The organism is Cryptosporangium sp. NPDC048952, assembly GCF_043197895.1.
Lineage (GTDB): Bacteria > Actinomycetota > Actinomycetes > Mycobacteriales > Cryptosporangiaceae > Cryptosporangium.
On sequence record NZ_JBICTY010000009.1, the window covers coordinates 34,355 to 54,369 of the forward strand.

A 20,015-nucleotide genomic window follows, 5' to 3' on the forward strand; every position below is an offset into this window, starting at 1 on the left:
GGCCTACAGGCCACCAAAGTGTTCAACCTTCAGCGGCCACCGGCGGACGCAGCGGCAGGCGGGCCGTGGCAGTCGTGCCGTGCTCTCCGCCGGACCGCAGCGTCAACGTGCCGCCGTGCCGAGCCAGCACGGTGGTCGCGATCGCGAGGCCCAGGCCGGTGCCGCGAATCTTGCGCTCGGTGCTGCGGCTTCCCCGCCGCAGGCGACGCGTGACCAGCTCCAGCTCGTTCTCCGGAATGCCGATCCCGCTGTCGCTGACCGTCAACGCCAGCGCGTTACCGGCCAGGTCCAGCGAAACGTCGACGTCACCACCGTCGGGGCTGTAGCGCACCGCGTTGTCGATCAGGTGGTCCACGGCCTGACGCAGCCGCTCGGGGTCGGCGACCAGCGGTGCGTCGGTCGGCAGTTCGGCCTGGATCCGGACGCCGTTCTCCTCGGCCAGGTCGTGGTAGGCGTCCACGGCCTCCCGCACGATCGTCGCGAGGTCGGTGGGCACCAGATCGAGCATCGTGTGCCCGGAGTCCAGCGCGGCCAGGTCGAGCAAGTTCTCCACGATCGCGAGCAGCAGGCGCGTGTTGCGTTCGACGACTTCCAGCAGCGGCCGGACGTTACCCAGCGGTTCGTCGTCGTCGGACTCGTGCAGCAGCTCGGTGTAGGCCGCGATCGACGTCAGCGGCGTGCGCAGTTCATGGCCGACCAGCGCGATGTACTCCTCCTCGGAGCGGGCCAACCGGGCGGCGTAACTCTCGGCCCGGCGGCGTTCCAGGGACTGGCCGATCTGCGCGGTGATGCCCAGCAGCACCGCGATCAGCGAGCTCTCCGGCTCCTCCGTGTGCGCGGAGAAGAACGCGAGGACGCCGATCGTCTTCTCGCCGCTGCGCACCGGCACGGCGAGGGCGGCGTGCAGCCCGCAGCCGGCCGCGACCGGGTCGGCGAGCGGCCCGGACGCGATGTCGGGCACCCAGACCGGGTTCCCGGTCTTCCACACGTTGCCGGTCAGCCCCGCGCCGGCGTCGACGTGGTCGGGCATGCGGGGGATCGGTGCCCGTCCGGGCTGGTCCCAGCGGGCGACCGGGGCCAACGCCCCGGACAGCTCGTCGGCGAGCCAGAGCTCGGCGTGCGGCCAGTGCAGGCACTCACCGATCGCTGCCAGCGCGTTCGCGCTCGCTTCGGCCAGGTCGGTGGTGTCGACGAGTGCCTGGGCAGCAGCGAGCTCACAGGCCTGGAGCTGTTCGGTCCGGCGGCGCTGGGTGATGTCCTCGGCGGTGATCACCGCACCGACCCGGTCGCCGACGACGTCCACGACCGGCTGGCCGTTGATCGAGAGCACGCGCGGACGCCGCCCCGGCGCGAGAACCAGCACGTCGACGTCACGCAGGCGCTCCCCGCGCAGGGCCCGCCGCAGCGGCACCTCGTCGGCGCTGAACAGGCGTCGATCGGGGTGGAACAGGTGCAGCGCACCCGGCCAGTCGTCGGGCTCGACGTCCGTGCGGTCGCCGTCCTCGACGCCGAGCATGTTGCGCAGCGCCTGGTTGAACACGACCAGCCGGCCGTTGCGGTCGCAGGCGGCGACGCCGGTCTGGAGGCTGGTGAGCAGGCCGTCGGTGAACGAGTGGAGCTCGTCGAGGCCGTCGGTGGTGAGCTCGGCGATGGTGTCCGGTACGGGGGTCGTGCGGCGCTCCCGGTCGATCTCACCCGCGAGACCGGCAGTGAACAGCTGCGCCGCGTCGTCGATCACGGTCAGCTGCCGCGCCGACCACTCCCGTGGCAGGTGGTCGCCGATCGCGAGCACGCCGACCACCAGGTCGTCGGCATCCCGGATCGGAAAGCCGACGTAGGCGTTCAGCCCGTGCTTGCGGACCGCCGCGGTGTCGGCGAACCGCCGGTCCTGTGTGGCGTTGGAGACGATGATCGGGATCCCGGCCGCGACCACCGCCTCGCAGAGCGACCGCTCTCCGGCAATCTCCGCCGGACCCGCGCCGCTGCGTCCCGCGCCGAACGACCCGAGCACGAACTGACGCTGGATGTGCACCAGCGAGATCAGCGCGTTCGGCGCCCCACAGGCCTCGGCCACGAGCCGCGCGAGCTGATCAGCGAGACATCGTGACGCCAGTGCGTGCGCGCGTTCGACGGCCGAGATCCGGTCGGGTGCGCCCAGCACCGAGTCTCGACTGGGCCAGTAGCCGCTCGTCGGTCGATCCACCCCGGCACCCCCCATGCTGGTGTTACTCCGCACAATAAGCCCTGTTTGCCCGTTTTGGTAAACGACCATCGCGGGACGGGCGGTTGCGTGCTGTAAGGGCGTGCAAATTGCGGGGACGCGCGTTCCCGGTGGGGGTGCGTTCGACCCTTTTTGCCGGGGTGGGTTCCCTCACCCGGGCTGACACGTGATAAAAATGCACATATCGGATCAAAATGTCTCTTGACGGGACCGGCATTACACGCGTGTAATTCCCAATGGGGATAGTCAATATCACCTTCCACAGGGGGTTCGACGCGCCAGCCGCGCGGCCGGCGTAACGAGTGGAGGAGGCAGGGAAGTGGCCGCAGAAGTGATCACCGATCTAGTGACCGGTGACGCACCTGAGTGGCAGGATCGCGCGCTCTGCGCGCAGACGGACCCGGAAGCTTTCTTTCCGGAGAAGGGCGGTTCGACCCGCGAGGCCAAGCGCATCTGTACCGGGTGCGAGGTCAAGGCGGAGTGCCTGGAGTACGCGCTCGCGCACGACGAACGCTTCGGTATCTGGGGCGGCCTGTCGGAACGCGAACGGCGCAAGTTGAAGAAGCGGGTCATCTGACCACACCCGACGGTCTCGTGTGCGACTGACCGGGGGTGGATCAGGTCGCCGATCGATTCGACTGTCTACTCAGCTTCTGCGGAAACGCCAGTGGCGGACGGGCTCAGCCCGTCCGCCACTCTCAGTTGTGGACCGTCGCGATCAGAACCACGCCGACGACGAGCACCGCGGCCGTGGCGAGCGTCGTGCGGGCCGGTGTCGGCCGGACGTGTCTGCCGAGGCCGGCTGCCGCCCCGGCGTCGACAGCAGCACCGAGCACGAGAGCCGCGGCCGGGAGCGCCAGCAGCAGGAGTGCCGTCCGACTCGGACCGGCCACCGCGGCGACCACCGCGCATCCGAGCACCACCAGCGCGAACGGTCGCAGCCAGCGCACGAGGGTGCCGATCGCCGCACCCACTGCGATACCGCCACCCACGACCAGGTCGACGACCGACGGAGAAACGTCCGGGGCGGGCTGCCGGAGCCCGAAGCCGGCACCGGCGACGACCGCGAACAGGCCGGCCGTGAGCACACCGAGCATCGCGACCCCCGCCAGGCGGTTCGACAGCGGCCAACCGGCCGCGAGGTCACGGTCGGCGAGCAGAACCGCAACTGCCAGAACTGCCATCGGGACGACGAGCGGCGCGGTCAGCACCGCGAGGAGCAGACACGGCACCGCTACCAGGCGCCATCGCCCCCGCGAACTCGCGAACAGCGCGGCGGCCAGCACCCAGGGAACGGCGAGGTTGACCGGCAGCACCAGGCGGTGTCCGGCCAGCGCCCACGGCAGCGCGGCGGTGACGGCTGTCGCCAGCGCGGTGGCCGGGAGGCTGAGCCCGACCCGACGGGCCAGTGCCCCGGTGGCCAGGACGGTGGCGACCGAGGCCATGACCATGAGCGCCCGGGCGCCGGCCAGCGGGTCGTCCCAAATGGTGTTCCAGGCCGCGATCTGCACGGCGCCCGCGGTCTCCACGGTGATTCGGGTCAGCGATTCTGCAGCCTCGATCAGCGACGACTCGGCCGCGTCCGGCGGCGGTGCGGTCAGCGACCCCGCGCGGTACGCGCCGGCGTAGGCCAGTGCCGCGGCGGCGACGACGACCAGCGACGCCGGCCACCGGCGCGGTGCCTTCCGCGGGGAAAGCACTGGGAGCCGGTTGCCGCGGCGGGCGATTTCGTGCCGGCCGCGGTAGCTCGTCGGCGCGGAGGTCATTCCGGTCTCCCCGAAACGTGAATACGGTTCGGATTACATGATGCTGGTCGCCGGGCATCGCCGAGCCGGGTTACCTGCGAAGAGGGCCGTTCGGGGTCAAGATCCGACCGATCAGTGCCCGGGCGGATCCACGTCGTCCGGGTCGAGGCCGAGCAGGTTCGCGACCTGCTCCACGACGACGTCGTGCACGAGGTCGGCGAGATCCTCGCGGTCGTAGGCGCGCGCCTCGAGCGGGCGCCGGTAGACGACGATGCGCGGGGGAGTGCTGCGCCCGCGTCCGCCGTCGCGCCCCGGCAGCAGCCGCGCCAGCGGCACGTTGCCGTCCTCCAGGACGTCCGAGTCGTACGACGGCAGCTCCGGTGGCACGTCCTCGACCGCGAACTCGACGTCACGCAGCTGGGTGGACCAGCGCGGTTCGAGGTGCTCGACGGCGTCCAGCACGAGGTCGTCGAAGATCTGGGCGCGGCTGCGGGAGAGGGGAACGGTGGCCGGGACCAGACGTCCGCGCATGCCTCGACCACGTCGATCGCGGCGCGACGCGCCAGGTCGGCGCCGGTGCTCGGCGGCAGGGGGCATGCCAGAAGGATAGTGCCCGCGGCGAGGCGTTGCGCCGGGCGTTTCACCCCGGTTGATGCACGACACACCCGCCACGCCGGAGCCGACCGTTGGCGCAGGAGCCCGCCGCCCGATACCGTTCCGCCGTGAGGTCTCACCGGCGCTGCTCAAAGAACGGCTGTTCCCAGCCTGCGGTGGCGACGCTGACCTACGTGTACGCGGAGTCCACTGCGGTCATCGGTCCACTCGCCGTTTCGCACGAACCGCATACCTACGATCTCTGCGAAGGGCACGCCGAACGGCTCACCGCGCCGAAGGGCTGGGACCTGGTGCGTGCCGAGGGCGACTGGGCGGCCCCGCCGCCGAGCAGCGACGACCTGGCAGCGCTGGCCGACGCGGTGCGCGAGGCGGCCCGCCCGGCGTCCGCCGAGCCCGCGAAGGACGGTGCGCCGCAGGTCGGACGCCGAGGGCACTTGCGCGCTCTGCCGAATCCCCGTTGAGGCGGCCCGGCTAGGCTCGCGAGCATCGCACCGCATCGAAGGAGCGCGCTCTGTGTCCTCGTTTGACCTGTCCGGCCTCGTCAAGGCGTACGACGTCCGAGGCGTAGTACCCGAGCAGTTCGACGAAGACGTCGCCCGAGCGCTGGGCGCCGCGTTCGCCCAGCTCGTGGGCAGTGAGGGCGCTACCTCGATCGTCACCGCGCACGACATGCGCGAGAGCTCGGTGCCGCTGTCCCGGGCCTTCGCCGAAGGCGCCATGAGCCAGGGCCTCTCGGTCGTCGAGTCCGGCCTGGGCTCCACCGACATGCTCTACTTCGCCGCCGGGCACCTGAACCTGCCGGGCGCGATGTTCACCGCGAGCCACAATCCGGCGCAGTACAACGGCATCAAGCTCTGCCGGGCCGGGGCGACGCCGATCGGCCAGGCGTCCGGGCTGACCACTATCAGGGAAACCGCCGAACAGCTACTCGCCGACGGCATCACACCCGTCGGCACCGTCGGCGAGATCTCCAGCGTCGATCTGCTCGGCGAGTACGGGCAGTACCTGCGGTCGCTGGTCGACCTGAGCGGTATCCGGCCGCTGAAGGTCGTGGTCGACGCCGGCAACGGCATGGGCGGCTACACGGTCCCGACGGTCCTCGGCCAGGACCTACCGCTGGAAATCGTCCCGCTCTACTTCGAGCTCGACGGGGACTTCCCGAACCACGAGGCCAACCCGCTCGACCCGAAGAACCTCGTCGACCTGCAGAAGGCCGTCGTCGAGCACAAGGCGGACATCGGGTTGGCGTTCGACGGGGACGCCGACCGCTGCTTCGTCGTCGACGAGCGCGGCGAGCCGGTCAGCCCGAGCGCGATCACCGGGCTCGTCGCCGTCCGCGAGCTGGCGAAGAATCCCGGCGCAACGATCATCCACAACCTGATCACCTCGCGCGCGGTGCCCGAGATCGTGCGCGAGCACGGCGGGAATCCGGTGCGCACCCGGGTGGGCCACTCGTTCATCAAGGCGCAGATGGCCGAGAGCGACGCCGTCTTCGGCGGCGAGCACTCCGCGCACTACTACTTCCGCGACTTCTGGCGCGCCGACACCGGCATGCTCGCGGCGATGCACGTACTGGCGGCGCTCGGCTCGGACACCGCGCCGCTCTCGACGCTCGGCGCCGGGTACGAGCGGTACGTGGCGTCCGGCGAGATCAACTCGGTCGTGGACGACCAGGCCGCCGCCACTCGGAAGGTCCTGGCGTCCTTCCCCGGTACCGAGGTGGACGAACTGGACGGAACCACCGTCAGCTTCTCGGACGGTGCGTGGTTCAACCTGCGGGCATCCAACACCGAGCCGCTGCTCCGCCTCAACGTCGAGGCGGCCACGCCGGAACGGATGACCGAGATCCGCGACCAGGTATTGGCACTGGTCCGCTCAACCCCGGAGGAATCGTGACAGTCGATTCGGCCCTGTTGGACATCCTGGCCTGCCCCAGCGACGACCACGCACCGCTGCGGCTCGACGAGGAGAAGAACGAGCTCGCCTGCACGGTCTGCGACCGGTCGTACCCGATCCGGGACGGCATCCCGGTGCTCCTGCTCGACGAGGCCCGTCACCGCTCCGGTGGCGCCGAATGATGTCCGGCCTCGGCGAGGCCCGACTGAACCTCCGGGGTGACGCCAAATGACAGCTCAGATCGACGAGACACGGCTCGACGACACCGACGTCCTGTCCGGTGCCGATCCGGCCGAGATGCTCCGTGCCACCGCCGGTGCCGGCCCCCAGCTGCGGGAAGCCGTCTCGCTGGCCGCCGAGGCCGGTCTGCACGTGCTGTCCGAGGAGATCCGTCCCCGTGCGCTGGTCGTGGCCGGCGTCGGCACCGCGGCGCGCACCGGTGACGTGCTGAACGCCGTCGCCGGCCCGCGCTGCCCGGTGCCGGTCATCCTGCACCGCAGCCGGGGCGTGCCGGGCTGGGTGGGTGCCGCCGACGTCGTGATCGCGGTCTCCGCGTCCGGCCGCAGCCCCGAGGCGCTGGCCGCCGCCGAGGCCGCCATGCACCGCGGTGCCCGCCTGGTGGCGATCGGCGCGCCCGACAGCGAGCTGCAGTCGATGGCCGAGCGGGCCCGGGCGCTGTTCGTCCCGGTGCCGCGCCGCCGCCCCGCGCGCGTGGCGTTCTGGTCGCTCGCCGCCCCGGTGCTGCTGGCCGGGCGTGGGTTGGGCATGTGCCAGGTCGCCGAGGCCGACTTCGCCGAGACCGCGACCCGCCTCGACAACGACGCCGACCGCTGCCGCCCGACGGCCGAGTCGTTCGTCAACGAGGGCAAGTCGCTGGCGATCGAGCTGGCCAACACGATCCCGGTGGTCTGGGGCACGTCGGCGCTGGCCACGGTCGCCGCGAACCGCTTCGCCGACCAGCTGGCCGCCAACGCGCGCTACCCCGCCATCGCCGGCAACCTGGTCGAGGCAGGCCGCGGTCGCGTCGGTCTGATCGACGGTGTGTTCGGCTCGCTCGCCGACGACGCCGACGACTTCTTCGCCGACCGGGTCGACTCGGCGGGCTCCACCAAACTGCGCCTGGTGCTGCTGCGTGACGACGGCGAATCCGAGGTCGACGCAGCTCGTGCCACTGCGATTGAGAATTTGGCCCGGGAACGGGGTATAGGCGTCAGCGTACTGAACGCGGAGGGTGGGTCCGAGCTCGAGCGACTGGCGTCGCTGATCGCGGTGCCCGACTTCGCGTCGGTCTACCTGGCCCTGTTGCACGGCCTCGACCCGATCGCGGTTCGGGCTGTGTCCGAACTGAAGGAGCGGACGAACGCGTGAGCACTGAAGGCGGCGGCAAGGCCATCATCGCGGCCCTGATCGCCAACCTGGGCATCGCCCTCACCAAGCTCGTCGCCTGGCTGCTGACGGGCTCCTCGTCGATGCTCGCGGAGTCGATCCACTCGCTGGCCGACTCCGGCAACCAGCTCCTGCTGCTGCTCGGCGGTCGTCGGGCGAAGAAACCGGCGACGCCCGAGCACCCGTTCGGCTACGGACGCGAGCGCTACATCTACGCGTTCATCGTCTCGATCGTGCTGTTCAGCGTCGGTGGGCTGTTCGCGCTGTACGAGGGCTACCACAAGATCAAGGAGCCCGAGGCGTTCCACTCCTGGCAGTGGGTGCCGATCGCGGTCCTGCTGGTGGCGATCGCGCTCGAGGGGTACTCGTTCACGACCGCGATGCGGGAGACGAACAAGTCGCGCGGCTCGTCGTCGCTGATCACGTTCATCCGCCGGGCGAAGGCGCCCGAGCTGCCGGTCGTCCTCCTGGAGGACACCGCCGCGCTGCTCGGTCTGGTCTTCGCGCTGTTCGGCGTCGGGCTCACGCTGGCGACCGGCAACGGCATCTGGGACGGCGTCGGCACGATCATGATCGGCGTGCTGCTCGTGGCCGTCGCGATCTTCCTCGCGATCGAGACGCAGAGCCTGCTGCTCGGCGAAGGCGCGAACGCCGAGGATCTGGCGAAGATCGAGAAGGCGATCACGTCCGACGGCGACACCGTCGAGCGCATCATCCACATGAAGACGCTCTACCTCGGCCCCGACGAGCTGCTCGTGGCGGCCAAGATCGCCGTGCACCACGACGACACCGCGGGCAAGGTGGCCGACGCGATCGACGCCGCGGAGACCCGGATCCGGTCCGCGGTGCCGGTCGCCAGGGTCATCTACCTGGAGCCCGACATCTACCACGCGGGCAAGACCAAGTCCGAGTCGGCGGAGGAGGCCGCTCCGGCGGCGGAGGAGGGCGCCACCCATGGAGCTGCTCACTAACCCGATCCGGACGTACGCCTGGGGTTCGCGGTCGGCGATCGCCGGGGTGCAGGGTCGCCCGGTCCCCAGCGCGGAGCCGGAGGCCGAGCTCTGGATGGGCGGCCATCCGTCGGCGCCGTCGCGGCTCACCCGGGACGGCGTCGAGCGTGGTCTCGACGCGCTCGTCGCCGCCGATCCCCAGCGCGAGCTGGGACCGGCGGCGCAGGGTGCCCGGGTGCCCTTCCTGCTGAAGCTGCTCGCCGCCGAGACACCGCTCTCGCTGCAGGCGCACCCGAGCGAGTCGCAGGCGCGGGCCGGGTTCGCGGCCGAGCAGGCCGCCGGGCCGCCGATCGGCGATCCGCGGCGCAACTACGTGGACCCGCACCACAAGCCCGAGCTGATCTGCGCGGTGGGGGAGTTCTCCGCCCTCTGCGGCTTCCGCTCGCCGTCGCGGTCGGTCGAGGTGCTCGCGCCGGTCGTCGCGGAGATCCCCGCGCTGCGCGCGCTGGTCGATGCGCTGCGCGCCTCGCCCGACGGTTCGGGTCTGCGTGCGTTCGTGGCTGGGCTGTTCGGTCTTCCCGACGCCGGTCAGGTGGCCGATTCGTTTGCGGACGCATGCCGCAAGGCGCGTACGTCGGCCGAGTACGAGCTGGCGGTGTCACTCGCGGACCAGTACCCCGGGGACGTCGGAATCGTGCTGGCGTTGCTGCTCAACCGGCTCGAGTTGGCGCCGGGGGAGGCGATCTTCCTGCCGGCGGGGGTGCTGCACGCGTATCTGCACGGGCTCGGTGTCGAGGTGATGGCTGCCTCCGACAACGTGTTGCGCGGTGGCCTCACGCCCAAGCACGTGGACGTGCAGGAGCTGCTGCGGGTCGTGCGGTTCGAGGAGATGCCCGCTGCGCCGTTCCCGGCCGCGGAGCCGGGGCCGGGCGTGCGGGTATGGGCGCCGCCGGTGCCGGAGTTCGCGTTGACCCGGGTCGTGCTCGACGAGGCCGGGGGTGCGGCGTCGCTCGGATCGGAAGGGCCGCGGATCCTGTTCTGCCTCGACGGGACGGTGACCGTCGACGACGGCACCGAGCCCGTGGAGCTGCGTGGGGGTGAGGCGGGGTACGTGCCGGCCGGCCGCCGCAGTGTGACGGTGACCGGGAGCGGAACGGTTTTCCAGGCGACGACCGGAGCTTGAGTCTCTACGCCGGGATCGTGATGGTCGACGGGGTCGACGTGCGGGGGACCGTCGGGGACGCCGGCGGGGTGGTGGGTGCCTTCGTCGGCGGGGTCGTGGTCGGGTCGTCGTCCGGCGGAGGCGTCGTCGGGTCGTCCTCGTCCTCGGTCGGCGTCGGCTCCGGTGTGGTCTTCGACGGGGTCGGCCTCGGCGTGGTGACCGAAGGCGACGGCGTGGTGGGCTTCGTGGACGGCGACTTCGTCGGCGGCTTCGTCGACGGGCTGCCGGGCGTCGTCTTGTCGTTGGTGCGGGGTTCCGGGATCGGGACCGGGTACTCGTTCCCGGCGTTCGTGTCGATCTGATAGTTGCCGGGCTCCGGCTCGTTGCCGTTGGTCCGGCTGTCCGGGGGGTCGCCGATCGGTGACGGCCCTTCGGATGCGCCTCCGCCCACACGTTCGCTGGGGGTGGCGGCGGCGAGGACGTCCGACGGGTCGCCGGAGACCTGGTTCTGGGCGAGCATCACCGCGCTGAACGAGAACAGCAGCGCGGCTGCGGCGGCCACCGCGCCGGCGGCGATGCGCTTACGGCGCATCGAGACGACGTTCGTCGGCTGCGCCGGGGCGGGCGGGAGGTACGCGTTGCTCGGAGGCAGCGTCTCCGGTGCGCCCCAGGGGGAACCGGAGTAGGGCGACTGAGTGTTCGGGACGCTCTGCTGCTTGGAGACGACGCGATTGATCGAGGTCGGCAGCTCGGTGTGCTGCACGGTGACGCCGTCCACCGCCTCGCCACCGCGCGCCTCCACCTTCGGCCGAGGCCCGTAGACGCTGCTCAGAGCCGCCGCGAGCCCCCCGGTCATGACCGTGGGCGCCGAAGCAGCCGCCACCCCGGCGTCCACTCCTGCACCCGCGTCCACCGCCGCCCCACCGGCGACGACCGGTCCGGCCGGTCCGGTCGGTCCGCTGGCCGCAGCAGCTCCGGCGGCCGCCGGAGCCGGCGTAGCGGCCGGAGCCGGCGTAGCGGCCGGTGGCGTCGGTTCGGCGGCGGCCGTCGGCAGGACCACTGTCGGCCCGGCCACCGTTGGCTCGGCCGGGGCCGAGAGAGGGGGTACCGCGATCGGGGTGAAGGTGGGGTGATCGAGGGGGGCCGCGCGAAGGCCTCGGCGGTACTCGAGGGCGATTTCGATCACGGAATCGCGCAGGACCTCCGGCACGACGAACACCGGCAACGCCGCCCCGAGCACCGACAGCGCGTACTTGTCCTGGCTGTCGGCGCAAATCGCACACCCGGACTCGCCACGCGTGCCGTAAAGGTGCCGCTCGATGACACTCCGCATCGATCCAGGACGCCCCTCGGAAGCACCGGCGTGCCGCACGAGACGCCGCAGATCCATGCATCGCTCACTGCCGTACCAGACCGCCACCGCAGTGGTCAGCGTCGCGCGGATCCGGTCGCGCGCCCGGTCGAGCACCGCCTGCGCGTTGCGTCCACCGATGACGTGAACCAGCTCACGGGAGTCCAACCGGTCGTGCCACTCCAGCTCGAACAACAGCCGCTCGCGGTACGACAAAGTCTCCATCGCGCGCCACACCAGGCGCCGCAACTCACCGTCGCCCCCGGCGTCCATGATCCCGACCAGCAGCTGCGTGGTGGTGTCGGGCGTCCGACGCACGCGCGTCATCCGGCTGCGACCCTCACCGACCCGCAGACCGTGCTCGTACGCCGCACGCGCCACCGCAAGGCGCAGCTGCTCCGGCCGGGCCAACCGCGCGGAGGCCACGTTGCCCAGCGCCTGCCCAAGGGCCAGCGTGGCGTTGTCGTGATCGCGGAGCGTCCGCATGAACAGCCCGTACGCCCACTGGTGGTAACGGTCGAACAGGGCGTTCAGCCCACCGGGGGAGAACCCGTCAGAAAAATCGGAGGCGTGCCGCCGGAACCCACCGGCCCAGCTCGCTCGTGTTCCTGGCACGGCGTCGAATTCAGTGCTGTTGCCCTCGCGCAGGGCAGCGAGCACCGCGGCGTCTTCGCGTAAGCCATACGGAAGGGCGTCGCTGATCGTTGCCATCCAGTTCCTCGCCTCCGGTCCTCCACCGATGATGTCACTCTTGGTCCGAGTGACCGAGGACGTTCCCCGCCGTTGTCGCATAACAGACTCAGCCGTCGGTCTATTGACGCCGTACAGCCGCAATCGGTTGCGTGCCGCCGCCGATTCGGAACCTTCACAGAACGCTGCTAACCTCAAATGGCAATGAGTACGCTCACGATCCAGGAGGCAGCGGAGACCACCGGGTGGTCACCGCGGATGCTCCGCTACATCGAGCAGGTCGGGCTGGTGGCCGCACCGCGGTCGGCCGGCGGGTACCGCCTGTACGGTCCGGCCGAGCTCCAGCGCCTCCGGACGCTGCGGGAGCTGCTGCAGCAGTTCGACATCGGGCTCACCGACGTGGGCTTCGCGCTGCGGCTGCGCCGCGACGAGGAGCTTCGGGCAGCGCTGGACGAATGGTTCCAGGCCCGCCCGGCTCCCCCGGCGGATGTTCCCGCCGACGACTGGTTGCGCTGGGAGTACGACAAGCACCAGAAGCTGCTGGCTGAGATCCCGGTCGCGCAGCGTTCCCGTCCCGCCCCGGTCGACGCTCCTACGGGGGCGTATCCGATAGTCGATATCCCGGACGATACTGGGACATACCCGGTTGTGGACATCTCGGACGACGACGTCCGGAACCGTTCCGGTCGCCGTCCGGGTGCGCACCGGACTCACGAGGAGAACCGATGACAGCCGTCACCGACGCCCCGGCGGGAACCCTCCCGTTCAAGGTCGCCGACCTCTCCCTGGCCGCGTTCGGCCGCAAGGAGATCCAGCTCGCCGAGCACGAGATGCCCGGGCTGATGTCCATCCGCAAGGAATTCGCAGCGGAGCAGCCGCTGCGCGGCGCCCGGGTCACCGGCTCGCTGCACATGACGATCCAGACCGCGGTGCTGATCGAGACCCTGGTCGCGCTCGGCGCCGAGGTGCGCTGGGCCTCCTGCAACATCTTCTCCACCCAGGACCACGCGGCCGCCGCCGTCGCCGTGGGCCCGAACGGCACTCCGGAGGACCCCCAGGGCGTCCCGGTCTTCGCCTGGAAGGGCGAGACGCTGGAGGAGTACTGGTGGTGCACCGAGCAGATCCTGACCTGGCCCGGCGGTAAGGGCCCGAACATGATCCTGGACGACGGCGGCGACGTCACGCTGCTCGTGCACAAGGGCGTCGAGTTCGAGAAGGTCGGCTCCGCGCCCGCGCCGGAGACCGCCGACAGCGAGGAGTTCGGCGTCATCCTGACGCTGCTCAACCGGACGCTGTCCGAGGACCCGCAGCGCTGGACGAACGTCGCGGCGGAAATCAAGGGCGTCACCGAGGAGACCACGACCGGCGTCCACCGCCTGTACGAGTCCGCCAAGGCCGGCACCCTGCTCTTCCCGGCGATCAACGTCAACGACTCGGTCACCAAGAGCAAGTTCGACAACAAGTACGGCTGCCGTCACTCGTTGATCGACGGCATCAACCGTGGCACCGACGTGCTGATCGGCGGCAAGGTCGCTGTCGTCTTCGGCTACGGCGACGTGGGCAAGGGCTCCGCCGAGTCGCTGCGCGGCCAGGGCGCCCGGGTCATCGTCACCGAGATCGACCCGATCTGCGCGCTGCAGGCGGCGATGGACGGCTACCAGGTCACCACGCTGGACGAGGTCGTCGGCATCGCCGACATCTTCATCACGACGACCGGCAACAAGGACATCATCATGGCCGCCGACATGGCCAAGATGAAGCACCAGGCGATCGTCGGCAACATCGGCCACTTCGACAACGAGATCGACATGGCCGGCCTGGCGAAGACCCCGGGCATCGTCCGGAACAACATCAAGCCGCAGGTCGACGAGTGGGTCTTCGAGGACGGCCACTCGATCATCGTCCTGAGCGAGGGCCGTCTGCTGAACCTGGGCAACGCCACCGGTCACCCGAGCTTCGTGATGTCGAACAGCTTCGCGAACCAGACGATCGCCCAGATCGAGCTGTTCACCAAGACGTCGGAGTACGACAAGCAGGTGTACGTGCTCCCGAAGCACCTCGACGAGAAGGTGGCCCGGTTGCACCTGGCCGCTCTCGGCGTGAAGCTCACCGAGCTCAACAAGGAGCAGGCCGACTACATCGGCGTGCCGGTGGAGGGGCCGTACAAGCCCGACCACTACCGGTACTGATATTCCTCGAGAATCGATGAGTAGCGCCCCCTGTCCGTGGGTATAGGGGTTCGGAGCAACGCCGGGGCATCCACTCGTGGGTGCCCCGGCGCCGAGTAACCGGGCGGCTCCGCCGCCAGGAGGTGCTGTGTCAAAGGACGCCGTCAGCTGGCCACCGAAGCTGGTCCGCCCGATGCGGTCGCGGGCCGTCTTCCTCCTCGCTTTCACGGCGTTCTTCCTCGTCAGCGCCGGCTGGGCGCTCGCGCTGCCGGCCAACGGCACCAACGACGAAGACGAGCACATCGTCCGCGCCTACGGCGCCGCCAGCGGGCAGCTGTACTCCGCGCCCGCCGCCGCGGCCCGGGGCGGTGGTGCCTGGTACGACGTCCCCCGCAGCCTGCTGCCGGTGAACGCCGACTGCACCTACCGGTGGGAGTTGCCCGCGTCCTGCCTGCAGCGCCCGCCGGACGACCCGAGCCGTACCGAGGTCGGCACCGCGGCCGGGCGCTACAACCCGCTCTACTACGTGCCGGTCGGCCTGCCGATGGTGCTCAGCCCGAACATGGCCGGCATCATCCTCGGCCGCCTGGTGTCCGCGGCCATGGTGGCCGGGCTGCTGGCCGCGTCCGCGACGATCGCGGTCCGTCGGCGCAGCCCGCTGCTGCTCGCCGCGGTGATCGTGGCGGCCACCCCCAACATGCTCAACCTGGCCGGCTCGATCAACCCGAGCGGCCTGGAACTGGCCGCCGGCGTGCTGACCTGGACCGCCCTCCTGACGCTGGTCCGCGCGCGGGCCGGTGAGCTCAGCGACCGGTGGACGAGCCAGCTGCTGCTGGCCGCCGGCATCGGCGCCGCCACGCTGGTGTCGATCCGGACGCTCGGCCCGCTGCTGCTCGGCCTGACGGTGCTGGCCTGCATGGCCGTCGCCCGGCCCGGCCGCACCCGCGAGCTACGGCAGCGCCGTGACTTCCGCGCCGTCGGCATCGGCGTCGCGATCGCCGGGCTGTTGGGCGTCGCCTGGTCGCTGTTCTCCGGTGTGCTCAACAACCCGCCGGCGGAGACCACACCGCGCCACCTCTCGTTCGTCGAGAAGATCGCGTACATCCTGGGCGACCGGCTCACCCAGTGGGTGGCCCAGGTCGTCGGCCGGTTCAGCTACGGCGAGGTGCAGGCGCCCAACGGGCTGCTGGTGGCCTGGTACGCGCTGGCGCTCCTGATCATCGTGCCCACGCTGCTGTTCGCCACCTGGCGCCAGTCCGCGGCGATCCTCGGCATCGCGGCCGTCAGCGTCGCGCTGCTCGTCGGCTTCGAGGTGCTCTATTACCAGCACATCGGCTGGGCGCAGCAGAGCCGGTACATCCTGCCGTTCGGCGTCGGCGCGCTGCTGTACGCCGGCTGCCTGCGGCGCTGGGAACACCGGTTCGGCGAGGTCGCCACCAAACGGTTCGTGCTGCTCTGTGCCTCCGGCGCGGGGCTGATGCACCTCTGGGCGCTGGCCGTCGTCATGACCCGGTTCCAGGTCGACCAGCGGGAGAAGGCGCTGGGCGCGCTGCACGGGACCTGGCTGCCCGCTGTCGGCCCGCAGATCCCGCTGCTCACCACCGCGCTCGGCGGTCTGCTGCTCGTCGTGCTCGTCGTGCTCTCGCGGGCGCCCAAGCCCGGCGCCGCCCCGGCGATCGCCGTCGCTCTCGACGCGATCGTGCCCGGGCGACGTCAGCCGCGCGTCGCCCGCCCGTCCGCTCGGATCGGTTCAGTACCCGAGCGCTCCTCGGACTGACCGCGCCGGGCGCGGACCTGTCGCACCCGACCACTAGTGTGTCCGAGACGAGGCGGGGCACGGGTTCTTCGCCGGGGAGGATGAGGTCGTGGTCCGGGGCCGGTGGGTGCTCGTCGTCGCGGTCGTCTCGTTCTTCCTCATGGGTGCCGGTTGGGCTGCGGCTCTGCCGGTCAACGGCACCTACGACGAGTCGCAGCACCTCGTCCGTGCCTACGGGGTGGCCAGCGGTCAGGTCTACGCGAAGCCCACGGACGCCATCCGCGGCGGCGGCGCCTGGTTCGACGTGCCGCGCAGCCTCCTGCCGGGCGACATCGACTGCACGTTCAAGGACGAGGACCGGCCCCCCGCCAGCTGCCAGACCCCGGCGCCCGACGACGAGTCCACCACCCGCGTCGCCAGCGCCGCCGGCCGGTACAACCCGGTCTACTACGCGGTCGTCGGTCTACCGCTGCTGATCTCGCCCGACTTCGCCGGGATCGTCGCCGCCCGCATGGTCTCCGCGCTCGGTGCGGCCCTGATGCTCGGCGCCGCGGTGCTCATCGCGTTCCGCCGTCGGCGTCCGCTGCTGCTCGCGGGCCTGGTCGTCGTCGCCACGCCGATGGCCATGAACCTCGACGGTGCGATCAACCCGAACGGGTGGGAGATCGCCGCGGGCGTGCTGCTCTGGTCGACGCTCCTGACGCTGTTCCGGGCCCGCCCCGGTGAGCTCGAGGAACGGTTCACCCGGCAGCTCGTCGTGCTGGCCGGCATCACGGCCTCGCTGCTGCTCGTGCTGCGTGCGCTCGGCCCGGTCTTCCTCGTGCTGATCGTCGCGGCCTGTCTGCTGCTGTCCCGGCGCGGCTCGGTGATGGCGCTGGTCCGCAGGCACGACGTCTGGTGGGTGCTGGGCGCCGGCGCGTTCGTCGGCCTGTACGCGATCGGCTGGATGCTGCTGTCGGGGCTCTCCGACAGCGAGGGCGCAATCGGCAACGACGGGGCGAACACGCCCTGGTCCGACGCGCTGCGGCAGCTGGCACAGACCCGCATGACGTTCTGGGTCAACCAGATCGTCGGCCAGTTCGGCTACGGCGAGACCACGGTGCCGAACTGGACGAGCATCGCCTGGTACCTGCTGGTCGGGGCGCTGGTCGGTCCGGCGCTGGCCGTGGTGAAGCGTCACCACGCGCTGGTGCTGCTCGGGATCCTGGCGACGTCGTTCCTGTCGCTGATCGCGCTCGAGCTGTTCTACCTGCGCAACATCGGCTGGTCGCAGCACGGCCGGTACGTCATGCCGTTCGGTGTCGGCCTGGTGCTGGCCGCCGTGTCGCTGCGCCGGGTCGACCGGGCGCTGGGCACCACCGGAGTGGCGCGGATCGTGCCGGGCGTCACGGTGGTCACCGGTGTGCTGCACCTGTGGACGCTGCTGCTGGTCCAGTCGCGCTATCAGTTCGGCCAGGGCCGCGGCCTCAACCCGCTGCGCGGCAGTTGGACCCCACCGCTCGGCTCGTTCGTGCCGTTGCTGCTGGAAACCGTCGGTGTCGTGGCCCTCGTGCTGCTGGCGCTCTGGTTCGTCCGCCGGGTCACCGAGACCGACGCGCCGGTGGCGGCTGCGCCCGTCGCGCCCGAAGATGAAACGCTGGGCGGCGTGCAGCCCGACCTCGAGCCTTCAGCGGCGACGACGACAGTACCCGTGACGCCTGCCCAGGCGGCCGCCGACAGCCGGCTGCCGAACGGAGCGGTCGCTCCGTGAGTGCTCCGAGAGTCCCGTACGACGTCGCAGACCTCGGGCTCGCCGCACACGGTCACAGCCGCATCGAATGGGCCGACCGGTCGATGCCGGTACTGCGTGCGATCCGCGACCGCTTCGCCGCCCAGCGGCCGTTCGAGGGCGTCCGCATCGCGGCGTGCCTGAACATCACCGCGGAGACCGCGAACCTGGTCCGCACGCTGCAGGCCGGTGGCGCGGAGATCCGGCTGTGCGCCTCCAACCCGCTCTCGACGCAGGACGACACCGCGGCCGCGCTGGTCACCGAGTTCGGCGTCAGCGTGTTCGCCAGGCACCGGTCCGACTCGGTCACCTACCGCCAGCACCTCGACGCGGTGCTCGCGCGTCCGCCGCTGCTCGTGCTCGACGACGCCTGTGACCTGGCCACCGCGCTCCACACCGACTACCAGGACCTCCTGTCGGGCCTGCGGGGCGGCTGCGAGGAGACGACCAGCGGCATCGTGCGGCTCCGCGCGATGGAGTCGGCCGGAGCGCTCCGGTACCCGGTCGTGGCGGTCACCGACACGCCCACGAAGAACCTCGTCGACAACCGCATCGGCACTGCCCAGTCGTCGATCGACGCTCTGCTGCGCAGCACGAACACGCTGCTCGCCGGCGCGAACGTGGTGGTCGCCGGCTTCGGGCACGTCGGGCAGGGGATCGCCGCCCGGCTCACCGGGCTGGGTGCGCGTGTCGTCGTCACCGAGGTCGACCCGGCCCGGGCCCTGGACGCCACGCTCAGCGGCTACGCGGTGCTGACGATGGCTCAGGCGGCGCCGCTCGGCGACGTGTTCATCACTGTCACCGGCAACCGCGACGTCATTCGCGACGAGCACTTCGCGGTGATGAAAGACGGTGCGGTGCTCGCCAACGCCGGGCACTTCGACCTGGAGATCGACGTGGCCTGGCTGACCGCGAACGCGATCGCGCGCAACACCGAGGTGCGTCCGCACGTCGACGAGTACGTGCAGAAGGACGGTCGGCGGCTGCTCCTGGTCGCCGAGGGGCGGGTGGCCAACCTGGCCGGTGCGGAGGGGCACCCCGCCGCGGTCATGGACATCGCGTTCGGCATGCAGGCGCTCTCCGCGGAGTGGCTGCTGCACAACGAGCCGGGCACGCTTCCCTCGGCCGTGCTTGAGGTCCCGCCGGGTATCGACCGCGAGATCGCGCGGCTGAAATTGGCCGCGCTAGACGTGACTCTCGACATCCTCACGGAAACGCAACTCGCCTACCTCACGTCTTGGTCGTCCTGACCTGCACGTTTGCAGTTGCCCACTGTCTACAAAGTTGTGTGACGCAATTGGTAGGGCGCACCCTGTTGAGTTCGCCTTAGGTAAGGCTTACCGTTGCCCCGCTCACTCAGATGTCGGCGGAGGGAACGGGGACGGTGGATTACTTCTTCCCGAATCTGCTCATTGGGCTCCGCGAAGGGCTCGAAGCGGCGCTCGTGGTGAGCATTCTGGTCGCCTATCTGGTCAAGACCGAGCGCCGCAACCGGCTGCCGCTCGTCTGGGCCGGGGTGGCGGGCGCGGTCGTGCTCGCGGTGGCCTTCGGTGCGCTGCTCACCTACGCCGTCACCGGCCTCGACACGTTCAAGCAGCAGGAGCTCGCCGGCGGGTTCCTGTCGATCATCGCGGTCGGGCTCGTCACCTGGATGATCTTCTGGATGCGCCGGACGGCCCGGCACCTCAAAGCCGAGCTCACCGACAAACTCGAAGCGGCGATCGCGATGGGCGCCGGAGCTGTCGCGCTGATGGCGTTCCTCGCGGTGGCGCGCGAGGGCCTGGAGACGACGCTGTTCTTCTTCAGCGCGGCGCAGCAGGCCGACAGCGAAGCCGGACCGCTCTTCGGCTTCCTGGTCGGCATCGCGATCGCCGTCGTGCTGGCGTTCGCGCTCTACCAGGGCGCCGTCCGCATCAATCTCGCCACGTTCTTCACCTGGACCGGCGCGCTGCTCGTCGTCGTCGCGGCGGGCATCTTCGCGTACGGCTTCCACGACCTGCAGGAAGCCGAAGTGCTGCCGGGGTTGAACTCGCTGGCGTTCGACGTCAGCGCGCAGATCCCGCCCGACAGCTGGTACGGGACGCTGCTCAAGGGCATCTTCAACTTCCAGCCGCAGACCACCGTGCTCCAGGCGATCGCCTGGCTCGCCTACCTGGTCCCGGTTCTCACCTTCTTCCTCTGGCCGAGCAAGAAGACCACCGCCACCCAGCCGACGCCGGCCACCGAGCCCGCGGCCACCGGCACCTGAGCGCTCCCCACCCGGCCGACAGGCCGTTTTCCCGCACCCCGCCGGCCGCCTGCCGGAAC

Annotated in this window: 17 protein-coding genes; 13 read left to right on the plus strand and 4 right to left on the minus strand. The window is 70.7% G+C overall.

The window, feature by feature from the left end; genetic code table 11:
- Positions 1 to 22 precede the first annotated feature (22 nt).
- Positions 23 to 2,203, minus strand: a complete 2,181-nt coding sequence (locus ACGFY5_RS39655) for an ATP-binding protein (RefSeq protein ID WP_392729149.1) — start codon at positions 2,201 to 2,203, stop codon at positions 23 to 25.
- A 337-nt stretch (positions 2,204 to 2,540) separates the two neighbouring features.
- Here ACGFY5_RS39655 and ACGFY5_RS39660 point away from each other — a divergent pair, with 337 nt between their 5' ends.
- Positions 2,541 to 2,798 carry a WhiB family transcriptional regulator gene (locus tag ACGFY5_RS39660; RefSeq protein WP_035857741.1) on the plus strand — a complete coding sequence of 86 codons (258 nt, stop codon included), beginning with the start codon at positions 2,541 to 2,543 and terminating at the stop codon, positions 2,796 to 2,798.
- A gap of 121 nt (positions 2,799 to 2,919) precedes the next feature.
- On the opposite strand, the gene ACGFY5_RS39665 is transcribed toward ACGFY5_RS39660, so the two are convergent.
- Positions 2,920 to 3,987 (minus strand): hypothetical protein, encoded by a 1,068-nt coding sequence (locus tag ACGFY5_RS39665; protein WP_392729151.1) that lies wholly within the window; start codon positions 3,985 to 3,987, stop codon positions 2,920 to 2,922.
- 111 nt (positions 3,988 to 4,098) lie between these two features.
- Complete coding sequence (locus ACGFY5_RS39670; RefSeq protein WP_392729153.1) at positions 4,099 to 4,497, minus strand: metallopeptidase family protein; 399 nt, start codon at positions 4,495 to 4,497, stop codon at positions 4,099 to 4,101.
- 191 nt (positions 4,498 to 4,688) lie between these two features.
- Between ACGFY5_RS39670 and ACGFY5_RS39675 the strand changes: the two genes are divergently transcribed.
- Genes ACGFY5_RS39675 through manA form a run of 6 tightly spaced genes read left to right on the plus strand, consistent with a single transcriptional unit; the run spans position 4,689 to position 9,996 of the window.
- Entirely contained in the window at positions 4,689 to 5,042 is a 354-nt protein-coding gene (locus ACGFY5_RS39675) for a DUF3499 domain-containing protein (RefSeq protein WP_392729155.1), read from the plus strand.
- Between the two features lie 52 nt (positions 5,043 to 5,094).
- Positions 5,095 to 6,477, plus strand: coding sequence for a phosphomannomutase/phosphoglucomutase (locus ACGFY5_RS39680; protein WP_392729158.1), 1,383 nt, complete (start codon positions 5,095 to 5,097; stop codon positions 6,475 to 6,477).
- Entirely contained in the window at positions 6,474 to 6,659 is a 186-nt protein-coding gene (locus tag ACGFY5_RS39685) for a Trm112 family protein (protein ID WP_392729160.1), read from the plus strand. Before ACGFY5_RS39680 ends, ACGFY5_RS39685 begins: the two co-directional genes overlap by 4 nt.
- Positions 6,660 to 6,705: 46 nt before the next feature.
- Positions 6,706 to 7,845 (plus strand): SIS domain-containing protein, encoded by a 1,140-nt coding sequence (locus tag ACGFY5_RS39690; RefSeq protein WP_392729162.1) that lies wholly within the window; start codon positions 6,706 to 6,708, stop codon positions 7,843 to 7,845.
- Positions 7,842 to 8,834: a cation diffusion facilitator family transporter gene (locus ACGFY5_RS39695; RefSeq protein ID WP_392729165.1), complete on the plus strand. Its 993-nt coding sequence runs from the start codon at positions 7,842 to 7,844 to the stop codon at positions 8,832 to 8,834. Before ACGFY5_RS39690 ends, ACGFY5_RS39695 begins: the two co-directional genes overlap by 4 nt.
- Positions 8,818 to 9,996 carry a mannose-6-phosphate isomerase, class I gene (gene manA, locus ACGFY5_RS39700; protein WP_392729166.1) on the plus strand — a complete coding sequence of 393 codons (1,179 nt, stop codon included), beginning with the start codon at positions 8,818 to 8,820 and terminating at the stop codon, positions 9,994 to 9,996. The genes ACGFY5_RS39695 and manA overlap by 17 nt, the downstream gene beginning before the upstream one ends.
- Positions 9,997 to 10,000: 4 nt before the next feature.
- On the opposite strand, the gene ACGFY5_RS39705 is transcribed toward manA, so the two are convergent.
- Complete coding sequence (locus ACGFY5_RS39705; protein WP_392729169.1) at positions 10,001 to 12,037, minus strand: hypothetical protein; 2,037 nt, start codon at positions 12,035 to 12,037, stop codon at positions 10,001 to 10,003.
- Positions 12,038 to 12,220: 183 nt separating this feature from the next.
- Here ACGFY5_RS39705 and ACGFY5_RS39710 point away from each other — a divergent pair, with 183 nt between their 5' ends.
- The 6 genes from ACGFY5_RS39710 to efeU all read left to right on the plus strand — a co-directional run bounded on the left by ACGFY5_RS39710 (position 12,221) and on the right by efeU (position 19,956).
- Positions 12,221 to 12,745 carry a MerR family transcriptional regulator gene (locus ACGFY5_RS39710; RefSeq protein ID WP_392729171.1) on the plus strand — a complete coding sequence of 175 codons (525 nt, stop codon included), beginning with the start codon at positions 12,221 to 12,223 and terminating at the stop codon, positions 12,743 to 12,745.
- Positions 12,742 to 14,205, plus strand: a complete 1,464-nt coding sequence (gene ahcY / locus ACGFY5_RS39715; protein ID WP_392729173.1) for an adenosylhomocysteinase — start codon at positions 12,742 to 12,744, stop codon at positions 14,203 to 14,205. Before ACGFY5_RS39710 ends, ahcY (ACGFY5_RS39715) begins: the two co-directional genes overlap by 4 nt.
- A gap of 127 nt (positions 14,206 to 14,332) precedes the next feature.
- Positions 14,333 to 15,961: a DUF2142 domain-containing protein gene (locus tag ACGFY5_RS39720; protein ID WP_392729175.1), complete on the plus strand. Its 1,629-nt coding sequence runs from the start codon at positions 14,333 to 14,335 to the stop codon at positions 15,959 to 15,961.
- 88 nt (positions 15,962 to 16,049) lie between these two features.
- Positions 16,050 to 17,690: a DUF2142 domain-containing protein gene (locus tag ACGFY5_RS39725; protein ID WP_392729177.1), complete on the plus strand. Its 1,641-nt coding sequence runs from the start codon at positions 16,050 to 16,052 to the stop codon at positions 17,688 to 17,690.
- Entirely contained in the window at positions 17,687 to 18,958 is a 1,272-nt protein-coding gene (gene ahcY, locus ACGFY5_RS39730; protein ID WP_392729179.1) for an adenosylhomocysteinase, read from the plus strand. Before ACGFY5_RS39725 ends, ahcY (ACGFY5_RS39730) begins: the two co-directional genes overlap by 4 nt.
- Before the next feature lie 134 nt (positions 18,959 to 19,092).
- Positions 19,093 to 19,956, plus strand: coding sequence for an iron uptake transporter permease EfeU (gene efeU / locus ACGFY5_RS39735; RefSeq protein WP_392729182.1), 864 nt, complete (start codon positions 19,093 to 19,095; stop codon positions 19,954 to 19,956).
- The last annotated feature ends 59 nt before the right edge of the window (positions 19,957 to 20,015 follow it).

What these genes read in the sequence shown, in the direction of transcription:
- ACGFY5_RS39710 (WP_392729171.1), top strand. Translation starts at nt 12,221, where the DNA reads ATGAGTACGCTCACGATCCAGGAGGCAGCGGAGACCACCGGGTGGTCA.
- ACGFY5_RS39665 (WP_392729151.1), bottom strand. Translation starts at nt 3,987, where the DNA reads ATGACCTCCGCGCCGACGAGCTACCGCGGCCGGCACGAAATCGCCCGC.
- ACGFY5_RS39705 (WP_392729169.1), bottom strand. Translation starts at nt 12,037, where the DNA reads ATGGCAACGATCAGCGACGCCCTTCCGTATGGCTTACGCGAAGACGCC.
- manA (WP_392729166.1), top strand. Translation starts at nt 8,818, where the DNA reads ATGGAGCTGCTCACTAACCCGATCCGGACGTACGCCTGGGGTTCGCGG.
- ACGFY5_RS39690 (WP_392729162.1), top strand. Translation starts at nt 6,706, where the DNA reads ATGACAGCTCAGATCGACGAGACACGGCTCGACGACACCGACGTCCTG.
- ACGFY5_RS39670 (WP_392729153.1), bottom strand. Translation starts at nt 4,497, where the DNA reads ATGCGCGGACGTCTGGTCCCGGCCACCGTTCCCCTCTCCCGCAGCCGC.
- ahcY (WP_392729173.1), top strand. Translation starts at nt 12,742, where the DNA reads ATGACAGCCGTCACCGACGCCCCGGCGGGAACCCTCCCGTTCAAGGTC.